Below are 17,269 nucleotides of genomic sequence, written 5' to 3' on the forward strand. Positions count from 1 at the left end.
GACGCGAATGATCTCCGGCAGCCCGACCTGTCGCATCAGATTCTTGAACGTGCACAGCGTGTTGTGGAACTGCTGATTGGGCTGGGCACGGCACGCGAGAATGAAGTGGCTGTACAGGTCGCACACCGTCAACGGATCGCAGCGAGTGCCGTCCGCCAGATTAAACCAGCCCTTGAAGTCGACCGTCCACACGTGATTGGGCTGCGTCGCCTCGGTCAACCCATTGCTTGGAGCCTCGTAGGCACCCGGTTTTCGCCGCCGTTTCACGCTCAATCCGTTGCGCCTGAGGATCTCTCCAATTGTGCTTCGCGCCGGCGGTCGCTCGATCTGATGCTTCAACTCAAGCATCCGATACAGCTTCTTCGGCCCCCAGGTTCGATGCAGCCGCCTTTCCGCCACAATCAAGGCCTCGATCTGCTCTGCGGTTCGCTGGGGCATGCGATGCGGTCGATGACTCCGCACTCGGAGGCCATTCATCCCCTCATCCGCGTATCTTTCCAGATGCTTGTACCCGGTTTTCCGGCTGATCCCGAACTGCTCACACAGCTCGGTCACGGTGAATCGCCCGCTTTTCGCAAGGCTCACAAATCGAATTATCTCGTCCATAGTGGTTACATTTTTCCACGGCATGTCGCCGTTATGTGTAACCCATCACTCTGGACAATCTGTCACCTATCACTCCGGATCATACCCACCTTGGTGAACTCGGTCGCCGCCCACGGGGCTGGACTCTCCGGACCGGAATGAAGTAGCGCCTCGTCTGCCGCTGGATCATTTCACCACCTCGAACACTGCGACACATTCGATTTGCGCTGGGAACTGGTTGAATATGCCAAGTGGCTCGCTCTTGAAGACCCCTTCAATGACGACGTTTACCCGATTATCCCTCGTTGTCCGTTCTGCTTGCGAGCCGGGGCAATCTTTGCCGATCCACAAGCACAACTCCGTGTTTTTCGCCATGAACACACCTCGACTTTCAAAGAGGACCGAAGACGGAGCTTCAAAATAGTAGAAGCCCATGACTCGAACCATTTGCCCATTCCACCGTTCCGGATCCTTGAGCAGGTCGCTAACAGATATGGCACTCATAGCAGCTGCAGAAATTGTTGAAGGCGTGTTTTTGCAACTCATGATGAAGAATCCCACGACAAGACAAACGAAGCACATAACCCGGGTTTTCATCGGCTGAAGGTCCCCAGGTTTTCTGTTCGCGTTCGCCAGGCTCCGTCTGGCTCTTGATAGGCTCGCAAGACTTCCACGGTGATCTTCTTTCCGAAGAAGCCGCCATCTCGACCGAGGTATAGCGGAATTGCACGACCCGCCTTTTGCGACGCCGCTAATACCGCGGGAATGTCACCAATGCCATTCCCGTCATCGCTGAAGGAAGCTGAGCTGGGATGAGAGTGATAACCACCTACGAACCGAGTCCCAGCCGGAATCTTTCGAGAGTCAATACCTGCACCAGGCTGGTAAACTTTTCCGCCTTTCGTATACGGCTTTCCACCGGGACGAGGTGCCTGCGCTCCATACAGTGTCTTTCCTGCTTCTTCGTAACTGAAGATTTCGCCGCTGTGTTCGAGGCTATCGACGTCGGCAAGCGTTAGTTTCTTTGCACGTATAGACATTTCTACGCCTGCCTCGTCAGCCGTGCCAAAGCCCCGAATGGAACCATCAGAGTGTGCAGCATGATTGAAGAGATAAGTGAACGCACCGCTTACCGCACCGTTGGCGAACTTTCCGCCGCCGATGGCCGACGCCGTGCCGCCAACCACAGCAGCGGCGACCACCTGACCGGGAACACCACCCGGAGCAAATCGCGAGATCGGCCCTGCTGCAGCGGATGCGAACGCCGCCGCGTAGAAGCCATGCCGGAACTCGCCGCCCATCGCTTCGGTAACTCCACCCTGTGCGACACCGTGAGCGAGATGCTCGCTGATTCCCGACAATCCCAGTTCACCAATTCCGAAAGCAAGGCCTGCCGAGACACCACCCACTGCGGCGCCGATCACACCAGCTTTGAAGGCATCACCTATACTCCCGCCATTGAGCAATGAGCCTGAGAATCCCGAACCAAACCCTCCAGCCGCTCCGGCAACTACTGCGTTGGCAAGTCCTGCCCATCCGGTGCCGAAACTCGCCGTCACAACCATCCCCATCCCAACCCACAGGTTGCTTGCGACACCAATTGCAACCAACCCAGCTCCCGCAGTCACTACACCCACAACGACTACGGCCACAATCTTCACCGCGTCCTTGAGGCTGAAGAAGCCGCTGGGGTCGGTTCCTCCCAGCGGGTTGTTCGCGACATACGAATACCTGTTGTACTCCTGTCCGTCGTTCGCGTCTCCGACGAATGGGTCCGCCGTCATGAACCTGCCGACGACCGGGTCGTAGATCCGTCCGTTCATGTGGACCAGGCCGAAGTCGGTCAGGCCCTCGTGGTCGGTGAAGCCGCGCGTCGTTGGAGCCGCGTTGGTGACATCCGGAGCGGGGTTCGTATAGTGAACCGCCTGTCTGCCCCAGGCGTCGTAGGTGTACCGCCGCACCACGCGTCCGCGTTCATCGGAAATCGTCCCGATCGAGCCAAGGCCGTCGGTGTGGAGGAACCTTGTGTCCCTGACGAGCGAGGTGCGGTCGGTGTGCACCGCCACTCGGCCGGTGGGGGCAAGGATGTAGTGCCTGTGCTCGAAGGTCGTGCCCGCCCCCACCTTCTCGTAGATGCCACCCACGTAGATCGTGGTCTCATCCGGTGTGCCCGATGCCGCGGTGTTGCTGAACCGCTCCTGCTTCACCCGCTGTCCGGCCGCGTCGAAGGAGAACAGGGCCGACTTCTGCGTCTGCATGCTGGAGATTTTCCAGAGCTGGCCAAACGACGTCCAATCCGTGTAGCGGGCGTTGCTGCCATAGCCGGAAAGCATCATGCTCCCATTGGCGTCGTAGGCGTAGTTGCGACTGCCCGCGTACCCCACGGCGTGCGGTACGCTGTAGCTGAAGCTACCGACATCCGACTTGTACGAGATATTCCCATTGCGAAAGTAGTAGAGCGTGGTCTCCGCGCCGCCGATCACCCGGTGCACCATCAGCCGGTCCAGTCCGTCATAACCATCGCTCTTGCCCGGCGATCCAGCGGTGTAGAACCGTTCATCGCGAGCGATCGCCTGGTCCCGACGCTCGATCACATTGCCGACCCGGTCGTACTCGTACCACAGGTTCTGGACGGCGTAGGAGGTGCCGATCGCGGCGGCACGGTCGATCGCCGCATGCAGCAGCCGTCCGGTCGCCGTGGAATACACCCGGTCGTTCGCAAGGCCGTTGCCGTGGATTTCCGAATCGATCCGGCCCGCGGCCGTGAAGCTGTCGGTCCGCCAGAATACGCGGCCCTGGAGCTGATTGTTCTGCCTTGCCGAATCCGCATCCAGCCACGAGCGGATTTCCTTCAGGTACCCGAAGTCATTGTAAACGTGCCTGACCGAGAATGGCTCCGTGGTGAGCCCGGTCGCCGGATAGACGATCCGGTTCGGTCTGCTCCTGGAGTCGTAGCCTGTCTGCACGCTGTACACGGTTCCCGCGATCTTTCGGTCCACCCGGCTTGGGCGTCCGAGGCTGTCATAGGCATATGTCTCCTCGTAGCCAAGGTCATCCTGCACCCTGGCGATCCTGCCCTTGCCCATGGCGGCCGAATCGTACGTCCAGGTGATCGTCCGCTGCGGGAAACTGCCCTGGCTCCCCTGGGACAACGGCTGGACCTGGGTTTTCATGCGCCCGAGCGGATCATAGGTCATGGTCGTGACCTGCAGCTTCGCGTCCTTCTGCCAGATCAGTTCCCCGAAGACATTGTAGCGGTACTCCCAGGTCCCCATGTTGGGATCCACCATCGATGTCTTCCTCCCGCGAACATCATGCGCGATTGTTGTCACCGAGCCGTCCGCGTTTGTCGACACCAGGTTTCCGAGGGCGTCATGCGTGTGTGTGACACTCGATTGGTCCGAGCCTCCCGAGTACTTGTTCCGAACCGAGGACACAACCCAGCCCTGCGAATTGCGCACCGTCTCGGTGACACGCCCCTTCGGATCGGTCGCACTCGCGGCAAAATTGGAATAGCTGTAGGTCGTCGTCTGCGCGCCGTTCGCCTCATCGGGAGTGACGACCTGCCAGGGCCGTCCGATGGCATCGTAGGTCGTCGTTGTCCAGTGGACCGGTCCGCTCGCATAGTACGGCCGCGACACCGCCGAAACCCGCCCCAGGCCGTCGTACAGCGTCAACTGCCGCACCAGGCGGTTGTCGCCGCTCACTCCGTGCGTTTCGATCGCGCGACCGTACTTGTCGTGGAACGAGACGGATGGGGCTCCACCGGAGCTCTCCGTCTCGACAAACCAGGCTGTGCCGGAGGGCGCTCCGGCGGCCGGCCAGCGATAGTTTGTGAGGGTGAACGTGCCATCGGCGCGATCCTCCCGCACCGTGCGCCCGAAGCCGTCATGCTGCCAGGAAGTGACGAGGCCGTTGATTCCCTTGATCGACTGGACGACTCCAAGGACTTGGTTGTAGGCGGTGTATTCCTCCCTGTGAGCCAGCGCATTTTCCGTCCACTGCGCAAACCTGCCAAGAGGATCGTACTGGGTTGTCGCCACCCGGGTGACATCCGCTCCGACCGTGTAGTTGCCGCCGGATACGGTCAGGTCGGCACCCCTTGTTTCAACCCGCGTCCTGTTGCCCCAGGCGTCATGCTGGTAGGATGTCGTCAGCCTGAAAATCGGATCGCCAGGTTCGACCGTCTCCGAGGTGAGCAGCCCCGTGGAGGCATTGTAATCGAACGACGATGTCCGGGTGATGGGCTGCTGACCCGGCGCCGAGGAAGTCACAGTCACCGAGGAGAGCCGCCCGAGGATCCATGCGGCGGTGTTCGGCGCCATGTACTGGCTGGTGGTCGTCTTCGAAAAGCCATCGCTCGTCGCAACCGTGATCGAGGTGACGTTTCCGTAGGCATCCGGTTCGGCGCTCGTGGTGGTTGTCGTCAGGTAATTTTGGAAGGTGGTGAGATCGTGGGTGCGTTGCTCGACCTGGGAGGCGTAGAGCAAACGGGACGGGTATGCCACGCTTGTATTCAGAAGCTTCACTGACCACTGCGTGAAGGTTTCGCCCAGCAAACCGTCGGTGTCGCTATGAAGCGTCATCCGGGTGCTGTCCACGAGGCCGATGAAGGGGAAGTCCTGCCGAAAGAAGGAATGGGTGCGGATGTCGGTCTTCAAATCATGAACCTTCATGTAGCCAAACCCGAGCGAACCGCGCTCAGGGTGGGCGCGCAGGAAGGCGTAGGAGTATCGCAATTCGTGCACGCCCCCGATGCCGTCCTCGTTCTTCAGACTGGAGACCACCTGCCGAGGGCCGGTCATATTGACGACCTTGGGGCGGTCGGGCTCCGGCAGGTCGTCGTTATTGGCCGCCTTCGTGTAGACGACGGGATTGAGCAGGGAGTCATAGGCAACCTCCACCCGAACACCCAGGCCATTGGTGACGCTCTTGATTCGATCGGCGGTCGGCTTGGACTGATTGAGGTAGGCCGCTGAGAACTCGATTCCGGAGGAATGCTTGCGATACCAGACGCAGTCGACAGCACCATCGCCATTCAGGTCGACAAAGTCAGCCCCAGTCTGATCCACGCCATCCTGCAGCAGCAAGTGATGCAGATCGTGCGGAGCACTGGCACCGGCATAAACAAAGTCGCGACCGGTTCCGTAGAGCGTGTGTTTTTCGGCCGCCTGCCCACTGAACTGGCGGCTGAATGCGAGGTCGGCAATGCCGTCGAGATTCAGATCGATAAAGGCGCCTCCTGCGTTGCGGTACCCGTCGCGTGCGAGGGGGTGCGGGGCGGCAAACCGGGCTGTTTCCGAGGCTGTGATCCGCCAGCCTGTGCCGGTGTTCATCGCGCAGCCCCTGTCGACCGTTCCGGGCTCGCGGTACCAGAGCAGGTCCGGCAGGCCGTCGGCATTGACATCGGCAAACTCCGCTCCGACCGAGAAATTGTGGTCATCGGCAATCAGGCGCGGAAGGTAGTAGGCGGGCGCATCCTGCCAGCCAGAGCCCGTGTTGAGCCAGCTTTTCCGAAGCGTCTGGCCGTTGCCATGGTAGTAGGCGGCGATGTCAACCAGGCCATCGCCATTCAAGTCAATGAACCGGCCCTTCCACTGGGCGATGTCGTGGCTGATCGTGCTGTAGGCTGCATCGTACTGCCAGCCGGATTCGGTGTTGAGGTAGACGAAGATGTTCTGGGTGGCATACTGGCCGGTGCGGATGTGACTGACCATGTCGACACGGCCGTCGCCGTTGACGTCCATGAACCGCGCTCCGTGAAGCGGCATGTCATCCTTGGCGGTCGGGGAAGGCGGAGTCCACGAGGCGGGGGCTGTTTCCCAACCGGTGCCGGTGTTGCGCCGTGCTCCCTTCTCATGGGTGTCGCCGCCAGCGCCCATGCGCCACCACAGGTAGTCGATCAGGCCGTCGCCGTCGACGTCTACAAAGCGTCCCCCAGTGTCCAGTGCCGAATTTGAAAACGCGAGCGGGTGCGGCAGGAGATAGTTGGTGTTGTCGACCCAGCCGGCGCCGGTGTTGCGTTTGGCCAGATTGATTCCCATGCCGTCGCGCCGGGCGACGAAGTCGACGCGACCGTCGCCGTCGAAATCCACAAAGCCCGAGCCTGCCGGGCGTCCCTCGTTGGAGTTGTCGGCGAGGTAGTAGGCGGGCGAGTACTGGTTCGCGAGGGTCCAGCCGTAGGCGTTGTCCTCGTAATCGAAGGGAGCGGCGGGTAGGATTTGCCGTCGCTTCCGGTCTCGACCAGGGACGTGAGGATGCTGCGGTTGGTGTACAGCTGTGTGCCGGAGTTGACGCGGTAGTTGAGCGTGTAGGTGCGGGCAACACTCTCGCCGAAATACGATTTGACAGTTTTCAGCCGAACAGTGTTGGAAAGCGGGCTGCCGGCAAAGTAGCCCTGCGACCAGTCGGGGCGCGCCTCATACTCGAAACGAAGCGACGCGTACGGGGCGATTCCGCCGTTGCCCGTGTAGTTGATGCGGTGCAGGCGGTGCGAGCCCTGGACGGCGTCCTCCTCGTACTCAAAAGTCATGAAGGAGCCCGTGGTGTCGGTGATGCGATTGACATGCCAGGAGACCTTCTCTGCGCGGGGAGTGGGAGCGGCCTCGCCGGCGCCGCTCGACATGGCGTCGAGCGCCGAGTCCGCCGTCTGGCCAAACTGCAGGATAAGCCCGGCCTTGGTGTACACCGTAAAGGACGCGGGACCCGAGCCTGCGGAGCCGTTGGCAACGATTCTGCTGATCGAATCGATCTCGGTGCGGTACTCGCTGTTGGGAGCACCGTGAATGCCCGCCACCAGCACCAGTCGCTGGCCGTCGAGATAGAAGCGGTCCGCGGCCGTCAGGCTGGCGCCGCGGTTGGCGCCATCGATCACCTTGGACTGCGGGCCTCGGGTGATCGCCGAAACTCCTGAAAGCGACCATCCGAATCCGGCGATACCATTTCCAGACTGACTGGAGTAGTTGAGGGCGACTTTCGGCTCCATGCCGGAGGAGCCCGGTGTTGTCCAAAGAGGGATGGAATAGGTGAAGGCTCCCGAGGCATCCACACTGGCCTGGCCGACAGTGGCGCCCACGACCTGGGTGTTGGCGGTGTTGGCGACGGCCCAGCCAGCGGGTTTTGCGAGCGGACCGGATTCTGCGGCGCCCGGGTTGTAGATCAGGGGACTTGTGCCGAGGTTGTATTCGGCAAGATTGTTCAACCCATCGTTGTCCGGATCGAGCAGGGCGTCGGAGGCGGAGGCCGGATTGAGACCGTAGGAGCTCTCCCATCCATTGGGCAGGCCGTCGGAATCATTGTCGGCATTGGGATCCGTGTTCGTCGTGAAGTTGGCCTGAACGACCGCGCTGGCTCCGTTCAGCGCATAGCTGGTCGATGGCGAGTAGGCATTGAAGAAGTAACCGCCGTCGGCGCTGGATTTTGACCAGTGGCTGAACGCCATGCCTGCGGGCGGTGTTGCCTGGATGGCGACCTGGGCGTTGGCGGAAAGGCCGCTCGCGCTGCCAGTGCCGCCATTGACGGTGAGACTGTAAGTTGCGGCCGCCTGGACCGTGAAATTGCCCGAGGTTCCCAGTTTGACATAACCGCCCGTTGCCTGGAAGAGCCGGGCATTGTAGGTGCCGGGTGGCAGGAGGCTGTCGACGGCAAAGTTCACCGAGCCCGAACCCGCGCTGGGCACAGATCCGGACTTGATGGGACTCGTGTCGCTTCCGGACGAGGAGTAGATGCCAAGCCAGGAGGACGTTGTCGGTGCTCCGGTGTAGCTCACGGTGACAGTCTGTCCCGGGGCGACCGGGTTTGGCGTGACCGAAACCTGCGACTGCACGGTGAAGGTCAGCTGCGCCGTGGCGCTTGCGCCCAGGGTGTCGACGACTTCGAGTTTGAAGGTGTAGGCACCGGCGGTGGGGAACGTATAGTTGAACTGTGCCGACTGGCTTCCTCCGGCTATCGGCGTCCAGTTTGCCGAGTTTGGCAGGAGACTCACCCGCCATTGGGAAAGGTTCGAGGTGGAGTCGCTTGAGGAATAGAGGATCGTGGCCGTCGATCCCGCGGCTATCGTTGTCGCACCGGAGGCACCAATGGATGCGGTGGGCGCGGTGTTGGCGGCGTAGTTTGCGGTCAGGGTGGCCGCACCATTGCCGACAGTGAAGTTTGTCGAGGCGCTTGTGCTGACGGCCAGCGTGCCCGGCCCGGACTTCGTCCATTGGGAAAACAATTGACCGGCGGGCGGCGGATTCGCGGTGATCGGAAACACCGTTCCCTCGGTGGCGGTGACGGAGCTCTGGCCGCTGCTCGTTCCGTTGACAACGGAGATCGTGTGGCTGGGCTGGCTGACGGCGGTGCCCTCGAATCGGAATTCGGTCGTGCCGAACCAACTCGTCCGATAGAGCCGCCAGTACCGGGCGACAATGTCGATGCTGACACTTGTGCCCGTCTTCGAATACCCGGTGCTGAACGTGTATGCGGTGCTCCAGTTGGTGCCGTCGCTGGAGTACTGAAGGATCGAGCCGTCCGAATAGTCGGATGCCCAGGCCCATCCCGCGAGCATGCCCCCGCCCACATGAACCTTGGTGATCCGCTTTGCACTGCCAAAATCCGCCATGAGCCAGTTCGCCGCAGCGGTGTCGGACGCATACCCGTAGGAGTTGTCATGCAGCCCGTCGGTCAGGTAGGTGTAATTGGGCGCGAGCGCGGGGTAGGTGTAATGAGCCGCGTAGCTCGATGAGACGGTGTAGGGCAGGCTCGTGGCCGGAGGAGCCGTGACGACGACGGACGTCGACGCGGTGCCGGTGGCGCCATTGGAATCCTCCACTTCAATCGTGATTGTGTGGGTCCCGGCGGAGACAAAGGACATGGTCAGGCTGGAGGAGGCGCTGCCGCCCGAGATGTAGCTCCATGCCTGGGGCACCCCGGCGATCACCTGCCGCCACCGGTACAGGTTCGCATTGGAATCCGATGCCGAATAGTTCCACGTGCCGTCCTGCCCGGTTGTGAGCGAGGCGGGACCCGAGATCGAGGCGGTGGGTGCGGAATTGGTGTTCGGATTCACGATCTGGATCGTGTACCAGCCGCTGTCGCCCGTGTTGCCGGCCTGATCGTCCACCACCCCCCGAAGCACCCATGTCGTTGGAGAGGTCGGCGTCGTGAGCGTCACGCTGTTGCTGTAGGAACCACCCGAGATTGTCCATGAAGCCCAGGGAAATGAGTCTCCCTGGCTCATGAGGTTCACATGGTTCAGGTCGCCATCGGCGTCGCTCGCCGAGAGACTGATCGTGATCTGCGACCCTGTGTACGCGGTGAGGACGCCGTTCGCCTGAGTGATGCCTGAGCCCGGCGAGAACTGGATCGCGGGTGGTGTGCTGCCGCCCGATGCGAGCGACAATGAAATGCTCGAATACCACGATCCATAGCTGTAGGTGGTCACCCCGTTGGCGGTCGATCCGGTGTAGCTGCTTTGTCCGGGAAGCGAGGTGACTGTGATCAGAGCAGTCTGGCCGGGTGCGATGAGCCCCGCGTGCACGGCGGCAGTCGCAATGTTGCTGTCATGAGTATAGACGCCGGTGCCCCAGACGATGCCGGTGGTTGCTCCGGTGACGGTCACGTCGTAACCGAATACACGGGTGGCAAGGGCGAAAACGAGCGCAAGGATCCTGAGTTTCATGGCGGTCCTTGTGTGGGTCAGAGGTTTTCCGACGCGCCGCCGTGCCTGCGCTGGCTTCGCTCGAAGAACAAACTCTGAAGCAGGGGATCCGCCTCAATCCGGCGGACGGCCTCCCCGGGAATCTTCTCCCGGGCGACCGCCCAGAGGATTCCCTCGAAATCGTTTCGCGTCATTGTGGCCACCACAGACTCCCGCCTTGCCTGTCCCTTTGCCGGCGCCTGTTCGATGACGATCCTTGCCTGATCGAGTCCCCCCGAAAGAAAGAGCAGCGAACAGGCCTGGAAGTACCAGAGCCTTTCCTCGGGCTCGTCCTTGGCGGATTTGCGGTTGCCGGCGACCCGGGTCAACTTGAGCTCGGGTATGTCCGCGGAAAAATCGAGATTTGCTGCAACGCGCGCTTTGTGGGACGCGATGAATCGTTCGAGACGCCCCTGCGCGAGCACGGCGCGTTGGGGGAAGGTGGGCCTTGGGTCCGAACGCGATCCCAGGGACCAAACCATGCGCATGGCGTTGAGGTGCCCGCCGCGCTCCAAGGTGACATCGTCGCCGACTATCCAACCGTCAACGCGGCTTTGAGACTGGAGGCGAACGGTGCTCTCGGGCGCATAGACCGAACCGTAGACGCGCGCCTTTGGGCCGACCGTGAACGCACGGCCGGAGATTCGCAGATCGAGCCATCCCGGCAGATCCTCGCGCCCTATCACACCGTCCAGTTTGTCGAAGCCATCAGTGGTCAATGTCACCGGGCCCGCAAGGTCGATGCTTGCCCCCGCCAGCAACTCGATCGCTGAAAAGTCATATCGCGCGGGCTTTGTTGCTCCCGCTTCGCCAAGCACCACGCGGCTGCCTTGGACAACCAGTCTGCCGTAGGCTCCGGGAGGCAGGTTCACGGGCTCGAAGGCAAACCTGATCGTTATGTCTCCTGCCGATGCAAAGTCTCCCTTGCCAATCGGGTCGTTTCCGGAGATCGCGAGCACACGCTTGCCCGCGGCCTTTTTGGCGCGTGCCAGCTTGGGAATCGCCTGAACTGCTGCCTCCTCACCTGCCTTCGAAAGACTTGCGCCACCCTGGAGCGTGCCTTCCACGACAAGCCGGTTTCGCGCGATGATCCCGGTTTCCGACTGGCCCCTTGCACTTGGAAGAAATGTGGCGAAGCCGAGTACGGCGACGATCAAGCTGGAGATGCAGGCAGCGGGATTCATGGGTTGGTGCAGTGGAAAATTTGCGGATGCGCGTTCAAGATTGCTGGAGCGGGCGGACGAAAGGCGCAGGGATGCCGAGGCTGGATTCTGCGGAAAACTCGAATGCGACATTGGGTGAAAGCTTCCCGGTCGCGTCGGGGTATTCGGAAATTCTGATCCAAAAACAGAAATGGTCCTTGCTGTGGAAAGTCGTGAAGTCGTGTGCATGAAATCGAACGCAGTTCGTCTCATCTCGTTACGCCCCTGCGGGCGTCGCCGATTCACCCCGTGTCGCATTTTTTGAAATGCGGAGAAGACCTATTACCACAACGTCCTGGCTGAATTAGCGGCCCGCATAGGCCGCTCGAGCCAATTGACTCCGACCGGTGATGTCCCGCCATTCAGGACCGACCCGTTCCAGCCATCTCGGGCTGGGGCGGAGTCGCGTTAGCGTTTGAGGCTGGTACAAAATTGTACCATCTTCAACCCGTGCCGATTTCCACCGCCACGTCCCGAGACCTCGAACTCAAGCGGTCGCTGACCGTTTCGATTCAAAAGAAGATGGCTGAGGACAATCTCTCCATCAGCGCGCTGGCCGCACGCATGGGCACCGGCCGCACCGCCGTGCGGCGTATTCTCGATGCCAAAAACACCTCCATCACCTTTCGTTCCGTAAGCCGCATCGCTCAAGCGGTCGGTCTGCAAATCAGACTCATCGCCGAGCCTGTGTCTCCCCGCGATTTGGGTAAACTCGCGCATCGGCTGGCGAAAAGCAACAACCGCGCAGAGTCATCCAAACTAGCCGCTCAAATCACCGAGGGTTTCTACGCGGGCTCTTGATGCTGAAAGTTCAGCGCAAAGACATTTTCCGCGCACTCTTCGCTCACTTGTTGCAGCGGATCGAAGATCGCAACATCAATGCGGAGGCCTCAAGTCTTTCGCGGCTTGGCTCGACACCCATCCTGGAGTGCCCGACGGCAACTGGTTCAAGCGCTTTCCCAGCATGAGCGTCTGCGGCAAGGGCACCCTCGTTAAAACCTTCCTGACGCCTTCCCAAGTCCCGCTCGGAAATGAACTCTAGCCCGGGGGAATGCCTTGACCAACGAAGGCTGACCTGCCCCCTCGGCTTGGTCCCTGCCCTGGTCGCAGTACCCGAGTGGGAGAGCGTGTTGTTTTCGCGCGCCACGTACTGCTTGAGCGCATTGGCCGTATAGTCGTCGCGCAGCCCGCTCACGCCGGTGCTGTTGGACCACTGCCGGTTGCCGATGGAATCGTAGGCGTATTCATGGCCACTTGGGATTAAATAATGCGAAAAGTGAAGTTTGACTCCTTTGGCTTGGGAGACCCGAAAGTGTAACCCATGTCCCCGGACAGTTTGTTACCTATGTCCCCGGATCATACCACCTGGCGGAGCAGACGACGATGCGCTTCCTCCACGGAAATGCCTGCCTCAGCAGCTCAACTGCGGAGTCGCTGAATCACTTCAGTCTCAACATTGCGGACGATCAGTTGTGCCATGGTTGCCTGGCTGATGGTGGCGGCGGGTGGCTTTGCGAGTCATGGTGTGCCGTATCGATTGCATTTCCCGGCGGCGCGTTTCGCCACGCTTCAGATCATGGAATACGGCTTGGGCGTGAGGAAGCGCGACGTGTTTCTTGAGGTGTTGTCGGCGTACTGGGGGAGGCGCTTGAGCTTGTCCCAGCGCGGATCGGCGAAGAATGCCTTCCAGTGCTCGAGATGCGATGCCAGATCGGGGGCGCTGGTCATGTATCGGAGGTGGGGTAGGTCGGGGCCCGCGAGCGCCTGGCCGAAGAAGACGGGGGACATGTTCAGGTCGCGCATGATCTCCGTTTCGCCTTCGTCGAACATCGCGATCTTGCTGAGGGCCTTGAGTTCGCTGTGACTCTCGTAGTCGCGCATCTCGAATATTCGTCCGGGTGCGCGGGTGCGGGAGAAGGCCGGGAGTTCGAGCCGCGGCAGACTCTTGAACGCGAGCAGGAGCCAGGTGTCGATCCGCTCAAAGGCCGGGCTCGATTTCGGCGTCAGGAGATAGGCGGCACCGGCCTTCTGCACCGACAGATCGGTGTTGAGCGTGGTGGAGACCTTGACGAATGAATCGAGGCTGGCGTGTGGAATCAGCACCCAAACGGGTGAATTCGGCAGAGGCCTTGAAGTGGCCGCGGACTTGTCCACCTCCAATTCCGTGAATGCCCCCACGGTTCGGATGCCGAGTCGCTCGAGCGCCGGCAGCATCGCGTGTTCGAGGTAGCGGTCGAGCAGCGCCGGATCGGCATTGGCTTTCAGGCGCGAGCCGGCGGCCAGTCTGTAGCATCGCAGTTCGTAGTACTCGCGTCCGGGTGCGGGCGACGCATCGGCGGCCTGAAGCGAGGCGCCGAGCGACGCCGATGCGGTGGCGGCAAGGGATGTTTTCAAAAAGGTGCGGCGGGGAGTATTCATGGAGGTTTGGCTACAAGTGGTGTTTTAGTCCACGGGACGCAACCTTCCTTGTGCCCTGCGGAGTCCGGTCGCGTGCGCGCTCACGCATAAATCATCCGCCACCAGATTGATTCCTGTCGAGTTTGCGCCGAGGCAGCCTCTTCCTCGGCGAAACTTTGAAGGCTGTCATTGAGGCCTGGGTTCAGGGCTGCTGTCCAAGGTGAAAAACAACAGACCCCTCCTGGCGGCCCGTCACCTTTGCCGGCTGGCATTGCGGACCCGAGCGGCTGGCGGGGTGCATCTTTGAGCCCATGCCAGGAATCGCCTGGAGGATGGAGAAATCTCCCGAGGGGAAATCGATGGTTGTATTGGGATGTCCAATACGCGGTGTGCCCACGCGCAGGTACGGATAGGGGATTGCCGGAGCCACCGTCAGGGTGCCGGTCGAGATCGCCAGCTCCGCCCATCGAATGCCGGCGAAGTAGCCCTGGAATTCGGGATAATTCCAGGTCTCACCCGGTCGCTGCACTGTGTTTACGGTTTCGTGCAGACCCAGCGAGATGCCGCGGAGGCGGTTCTTCCAGACGCGCGTCGGTCCCTGTCCCCACCAGCGCATCGAACGCATCGTTTCCTCAGGAAGGTCGAAAGTAATCCCGTGATAAAGGAAGTCCCCGTCGAGATCATACGCGTAGTCGAGTCGCAGTGAACCGTTCGCGAGCAGTGTCCATCGCGTCCTTGCTAGTCCTGATGGACCATCCTTGACCTCCACCCACGCGGAGGCCTGAGCGGACGCGGGATCGCGATCGATGCCATGCGTGATCGTCGCTGGCTCAGCTGTGAGGGCCGGGAATCGATCGGCCTCGTATCCGATGCGGAATGTCTTGAGCTCCGGTTTTGCGCCATCGAAACGCCAGATGTTCCTGAGGCGGACTGCTGCGACGATTTGCGGCGGAAATGCGTACGCCTTTCCGTCGTTGGGGCGTCGCGACGAGTCGAAAAGCGTGCGCCAGGTTTGTCGATCAGGGCTCACCTCCAGCACGAAGCCTGCGTAGGCGGCGCTTCCCTTCAGATTTTCGATTTCTACTTCGATGATGCTGGCCAGGCCAGGCTTCGTCGGAACGAGCATGGGCTCGTCGCCTGCGATTGCCTCACAAGGCAGCCATTTCGCCGACTCCGCGGTCGATGGACGGGCGAAGGCAAGACGCGGGCCCTTGGAAAGCGGGAACGTTGTCCCCCTGAGTGAGAGGTGAACCAGTTCGCCGCTGATTGGGTTGAATGCCGCCCGGGTCTCACCATCTGTCAGCACTATACGATTCGCTTCACGGGTAACCGTAGGATTGGGATGCGGCGTCCGGGCCGCCGCTGATGACAGGAGATTTTCGTACTCGGTGCTGGCTGAAGTTTCGACTGGCCAGACCGAGGTCCACAATTCTGCGCCGTCCGGGCCGGTTGCGGTCAGGGAAAGCGCGCTGGCGTCCCGCCAATTGCCGGGCAGATCGAGTTGGAGCCTGCCCGAGGACTGAGGGGGAACTGCAGGGGACGATGCGACTCCACGGGCGAGCGTTTGGAGTCTGCCGGCATCGAATTTCTGCAGGCTCCAGGTGAATCCGCACTTTTCCAGCGAGGTGAAATCGTAGCGATTGTGCACGGCGATTCCGCCGTTGAATGCGGAGTCAAGCTTCGGCGTGACGAATTGTACGGGCGACCAGATGTCGCGCACGGTGTAGTAGCTTCCCTCCTTTTCGAAATGCGGGCCGACAATGCCGTCCGCACCGTACGTGCTGTGAACGTCGAGTTTGCCGTCGAGGTCGGTTCGTCGGATGGCCTCGTCCGCGAAATCCCAGATGAAGAGTCCGGCGCCGACCTTGGAGGATGAGATCGCCGTCCAGTAATCCTCCAATCCCGCGCCGCCGCCGCCGTCGTAAAGGGCGTGCAGGACTTCCGTCGGCATGACGAGATGGGGTCCGCCGAGCAGCTTCATGAGGTGCGCGTAGTTCGTGTAGTGTCGCGTATCGACGCCCCCGTGGAGGTTCCAGGGGTGCAGCACCCGGCGCCGCTGCGGATCATAGAGGGAGAAATCACCGTCGAGTGCGGTGTTCCATCCGCCCTCGTTTCCATTGTCCCAGAACAGAATCGACGGATGATTGACGTCGCGCTCGACCATTTCGCGGACAAGCAGGCGGCCGATCGGCGTGCCGTGGGCGTGCTGCCAGCCGCTCAACTCATCCAGCACGTACAGGCCGAGTTCGTCGCAGGCCTCCAGAAACGCCTCGTCCGGCGGGTAGTGCGACATGCGCACGGCGTTCATGTTGAGCTGACGGAGCAGACGCGCGTCCTCGTAGCAGTTTTCCCGGGTGAGGGCGCGTCCGGTTTCCGGGCGGAAGCTGTGGCGGTTGACGCCCTTGAGCAGGATGCGGCGTCCATTGAGGAACAAGCCTTCGCCATCATGAACCTCGAATGTGCGAAAACCAATCCGTGTGTCGGTTTGGTGGAGCGGCGTCCCCGCTTCAATCAAGGTGGCGCGCAGCGTATAGAGGTGCGGAGTTTCCGCGGTCCACGGCTTGATGCCGGGGATTCTACCCTCGATGCGAATGCGTCCCGCTCCACCCGCGGGCAGGGGCTGCCTGAACGGAGCGCCGACTCGTTTTCCTTGCGCATCGAGGACCTCGCATTCGACCTCAAGCGGCGGCACGGAGGGTCCGTCGGTGCGGCCCTCGGAGGGAAAGCCGAGAGTGATTTCGGCGATCAGTGTTCCATCGGCACGGGCATCCACGGCCAGGTGATCGATCGACTTCGCCGGTAGCGCCTCGAGGAAAACCGGACGGTAGATGCCGCCAAATACCCAGTAGTCTCCGCCGCGTTCAGCGCGGTCGGTAAGGGGATCGGCGCTTGCTTTCGAGACGTCGATTTCCAGCACGTTCTGATCGTCGTTCCCCTCGCTGAACTTGAGCAGATGCGTGACATCGTAGCGGAATCGCGTGAAGCCGCCCTGGTGTCGCGGACCGGCCGGCCTGCCATTGAGCTTCACGTCAGTGTCGGTCATCACGGCATCGAAGACCAGGTTGATGCGTCGTCCCCTCCATGCCGCGGGGACCTGAAAACGGGTGCGGTAGAGCCCGTGCTCACTGGACCTGTTTTCATCCTGTCCGTAGTTGTAGGAGCCGAAGCCCTGCTGCTCCCAGTTCGACGGAACCGGAATTGTGGTTTTCTCGCCCGCCCGGCGTCCACCCGTGACCTGGAAGTCCCAGGCGACGGCGTCGGATCGACCATGACCCGAGAGATACTGGCGCTCGGTGAGCGGAGGATTCGCCGAAGCGTGGGCGGGCGCGAAGGCCGAGAGGAGTACTGCTGCGAACAGCGCGCGATGATGAAGGACGGAAGGTTTCACGGAGGAGGCTTTTCCGGA

Annotated in this window: 7 protein-coding genes and 2 pseudogenes; 1 reads left to right on the plus strand and 8 read right to left on the minus strand. The window is 61.4% G+C overall.

All coding sequences use genetic code 11. The annotated features are described in order from the left end of the window. The 6 genes and pseudogenes from HS122_15265 to HS122_15290 all read right to left on the minus strand — a co-directional run. Positions 1-585, minus strand: a 585-nt coding sequence (locus HS122_15265; protein MBE7539755.1) for a helix-turn-helix domain-containing protein, incomplete at its 3' end; no start/stop codon positions are given. A gap of 186 nt (positions 586-771) precedes the next feature. Then, the gene (locus tag HS122_15270) at positions 772-1,182 is read right to left on the minus strand and encodes a hypothetical protein (GenBank protein MBE7539756.1); all 411 of its coding nucleotides are present in this window, start codon (positions 1,180-1,182) and stop codon (positions 772-774) included. Continuing rightward, positions 1,179-6,680 carry a VCBS repeat-containing protein gene (locus HS122_15275; protein MBE7539757.1) on the minus strand — a complete coding sequence of 1,834 codons (5,502 nt, stop codon included), beginning with the start codon at positions 6,678-6,680 and terminating at the stop codon, positions 1,179-1,181. The genes HS122_15270 and HS122_15275 overlap by 4 nt, the downstream gene beginning before the upstream one ends. A 2,267-nt stretch (positions 6,681-8,947) precedes the next feature. Then, positions 8,948-9,805, minus strand: a pseudogene (locus tag HS122_15280) (discoidin domain-containing protein). A gap of 129 nt (positions 9,806-9,934) precedes the next feature. Continuing rightward, a pseudogene (locus tag HS122_15285) lies at positions 9,935-10,246 on the minus strand (hypothetical protein). 17 nt (positions 10,247-10,263) lie between these two features. Continuing rightward, a complete protein-coding gene (locus tag HS122_15290; GenBank protein ID MBE7539758.1) occupies positions 10,264-11,448 on the minus strand; it encodes a hypothetical protein in 1,185 nt (394 codons plus the stop codon). Between the two features lie 468 nt (positions 11,449-11,916). On the opposite strand from HS122_15290, the gene HS122_15295 reads away from it, so the two are divergent. Next, on the plus strand, positions 11,917-12,267 hold the full coding sequence (locus HS122_15295; protein ID MBE7539759.1) for an XRE family transcriptional regulator: 351 nt from the start codon (positions 11,917-11,919) through the stop codon (positions 12,265-12,267). Positions 12,268-13,035: 768 nt separating this feature from the next. Here HS122_15295 and HS122_15300 read toward each other — a convergent pair. Continuing rightward, on the minus strand, positions 13,036-13,884 hold the full coding sequence (locus HS122_15300; GenBank protein ID MBE7539760.1) for an NIPSNAP family protein: 849 nt from the start codon (positions 13,882-13,884) through the stop codon (positions 13,036-13,038). A gap of 181 nt (positions 13,885-14,065) precedes the next feature. Next, entirely contained in the window at positions 14,066-17,251 is a 3,186-nt protein-coding gene (locus HS122_15305) for a beta-galactosidase (GenBank protein ID MBE7539761.1), read from the minus strand. Positions 17,252-17,269 lie beyond the last annotated feature (18 nt).

It is taken from the genome of Opitutaceae bacterium, assembly GCA_015075305.1.
Taxonomy (GTDB): domain Bacteria; phylum Verrucomicrobiota; class Verrucomicrobiia; order Opitutales; family Opitutaceae; genus UBA6669.

What these genes read in the sequence shown, in the direction of transcription:
- HS122_15270 (MBE7539756.1), bottom strand. Translation starts at nt 1,182, where the DNA reads ATGAAAACCCGGGTTATGTGCTTCGTTTGTCTTGTCGTGGGATTCTTC.
- HS122_15290 (MBE7539758.1), bottom strand. Translation starts at nt 11,448, where the DNA reads ATGAATCCCGCTGCCTGCATCTCCAGCTTGATCGTCGCCGTACTCGGC.
- HS122_15300 (MBE7539760.1), bottom strand. Translation starts at nt 13,884, where the DNA reads ATGAATACTCCCCGCCGCACCTTTTTGAAAACATCCCTTGCCGCCACC.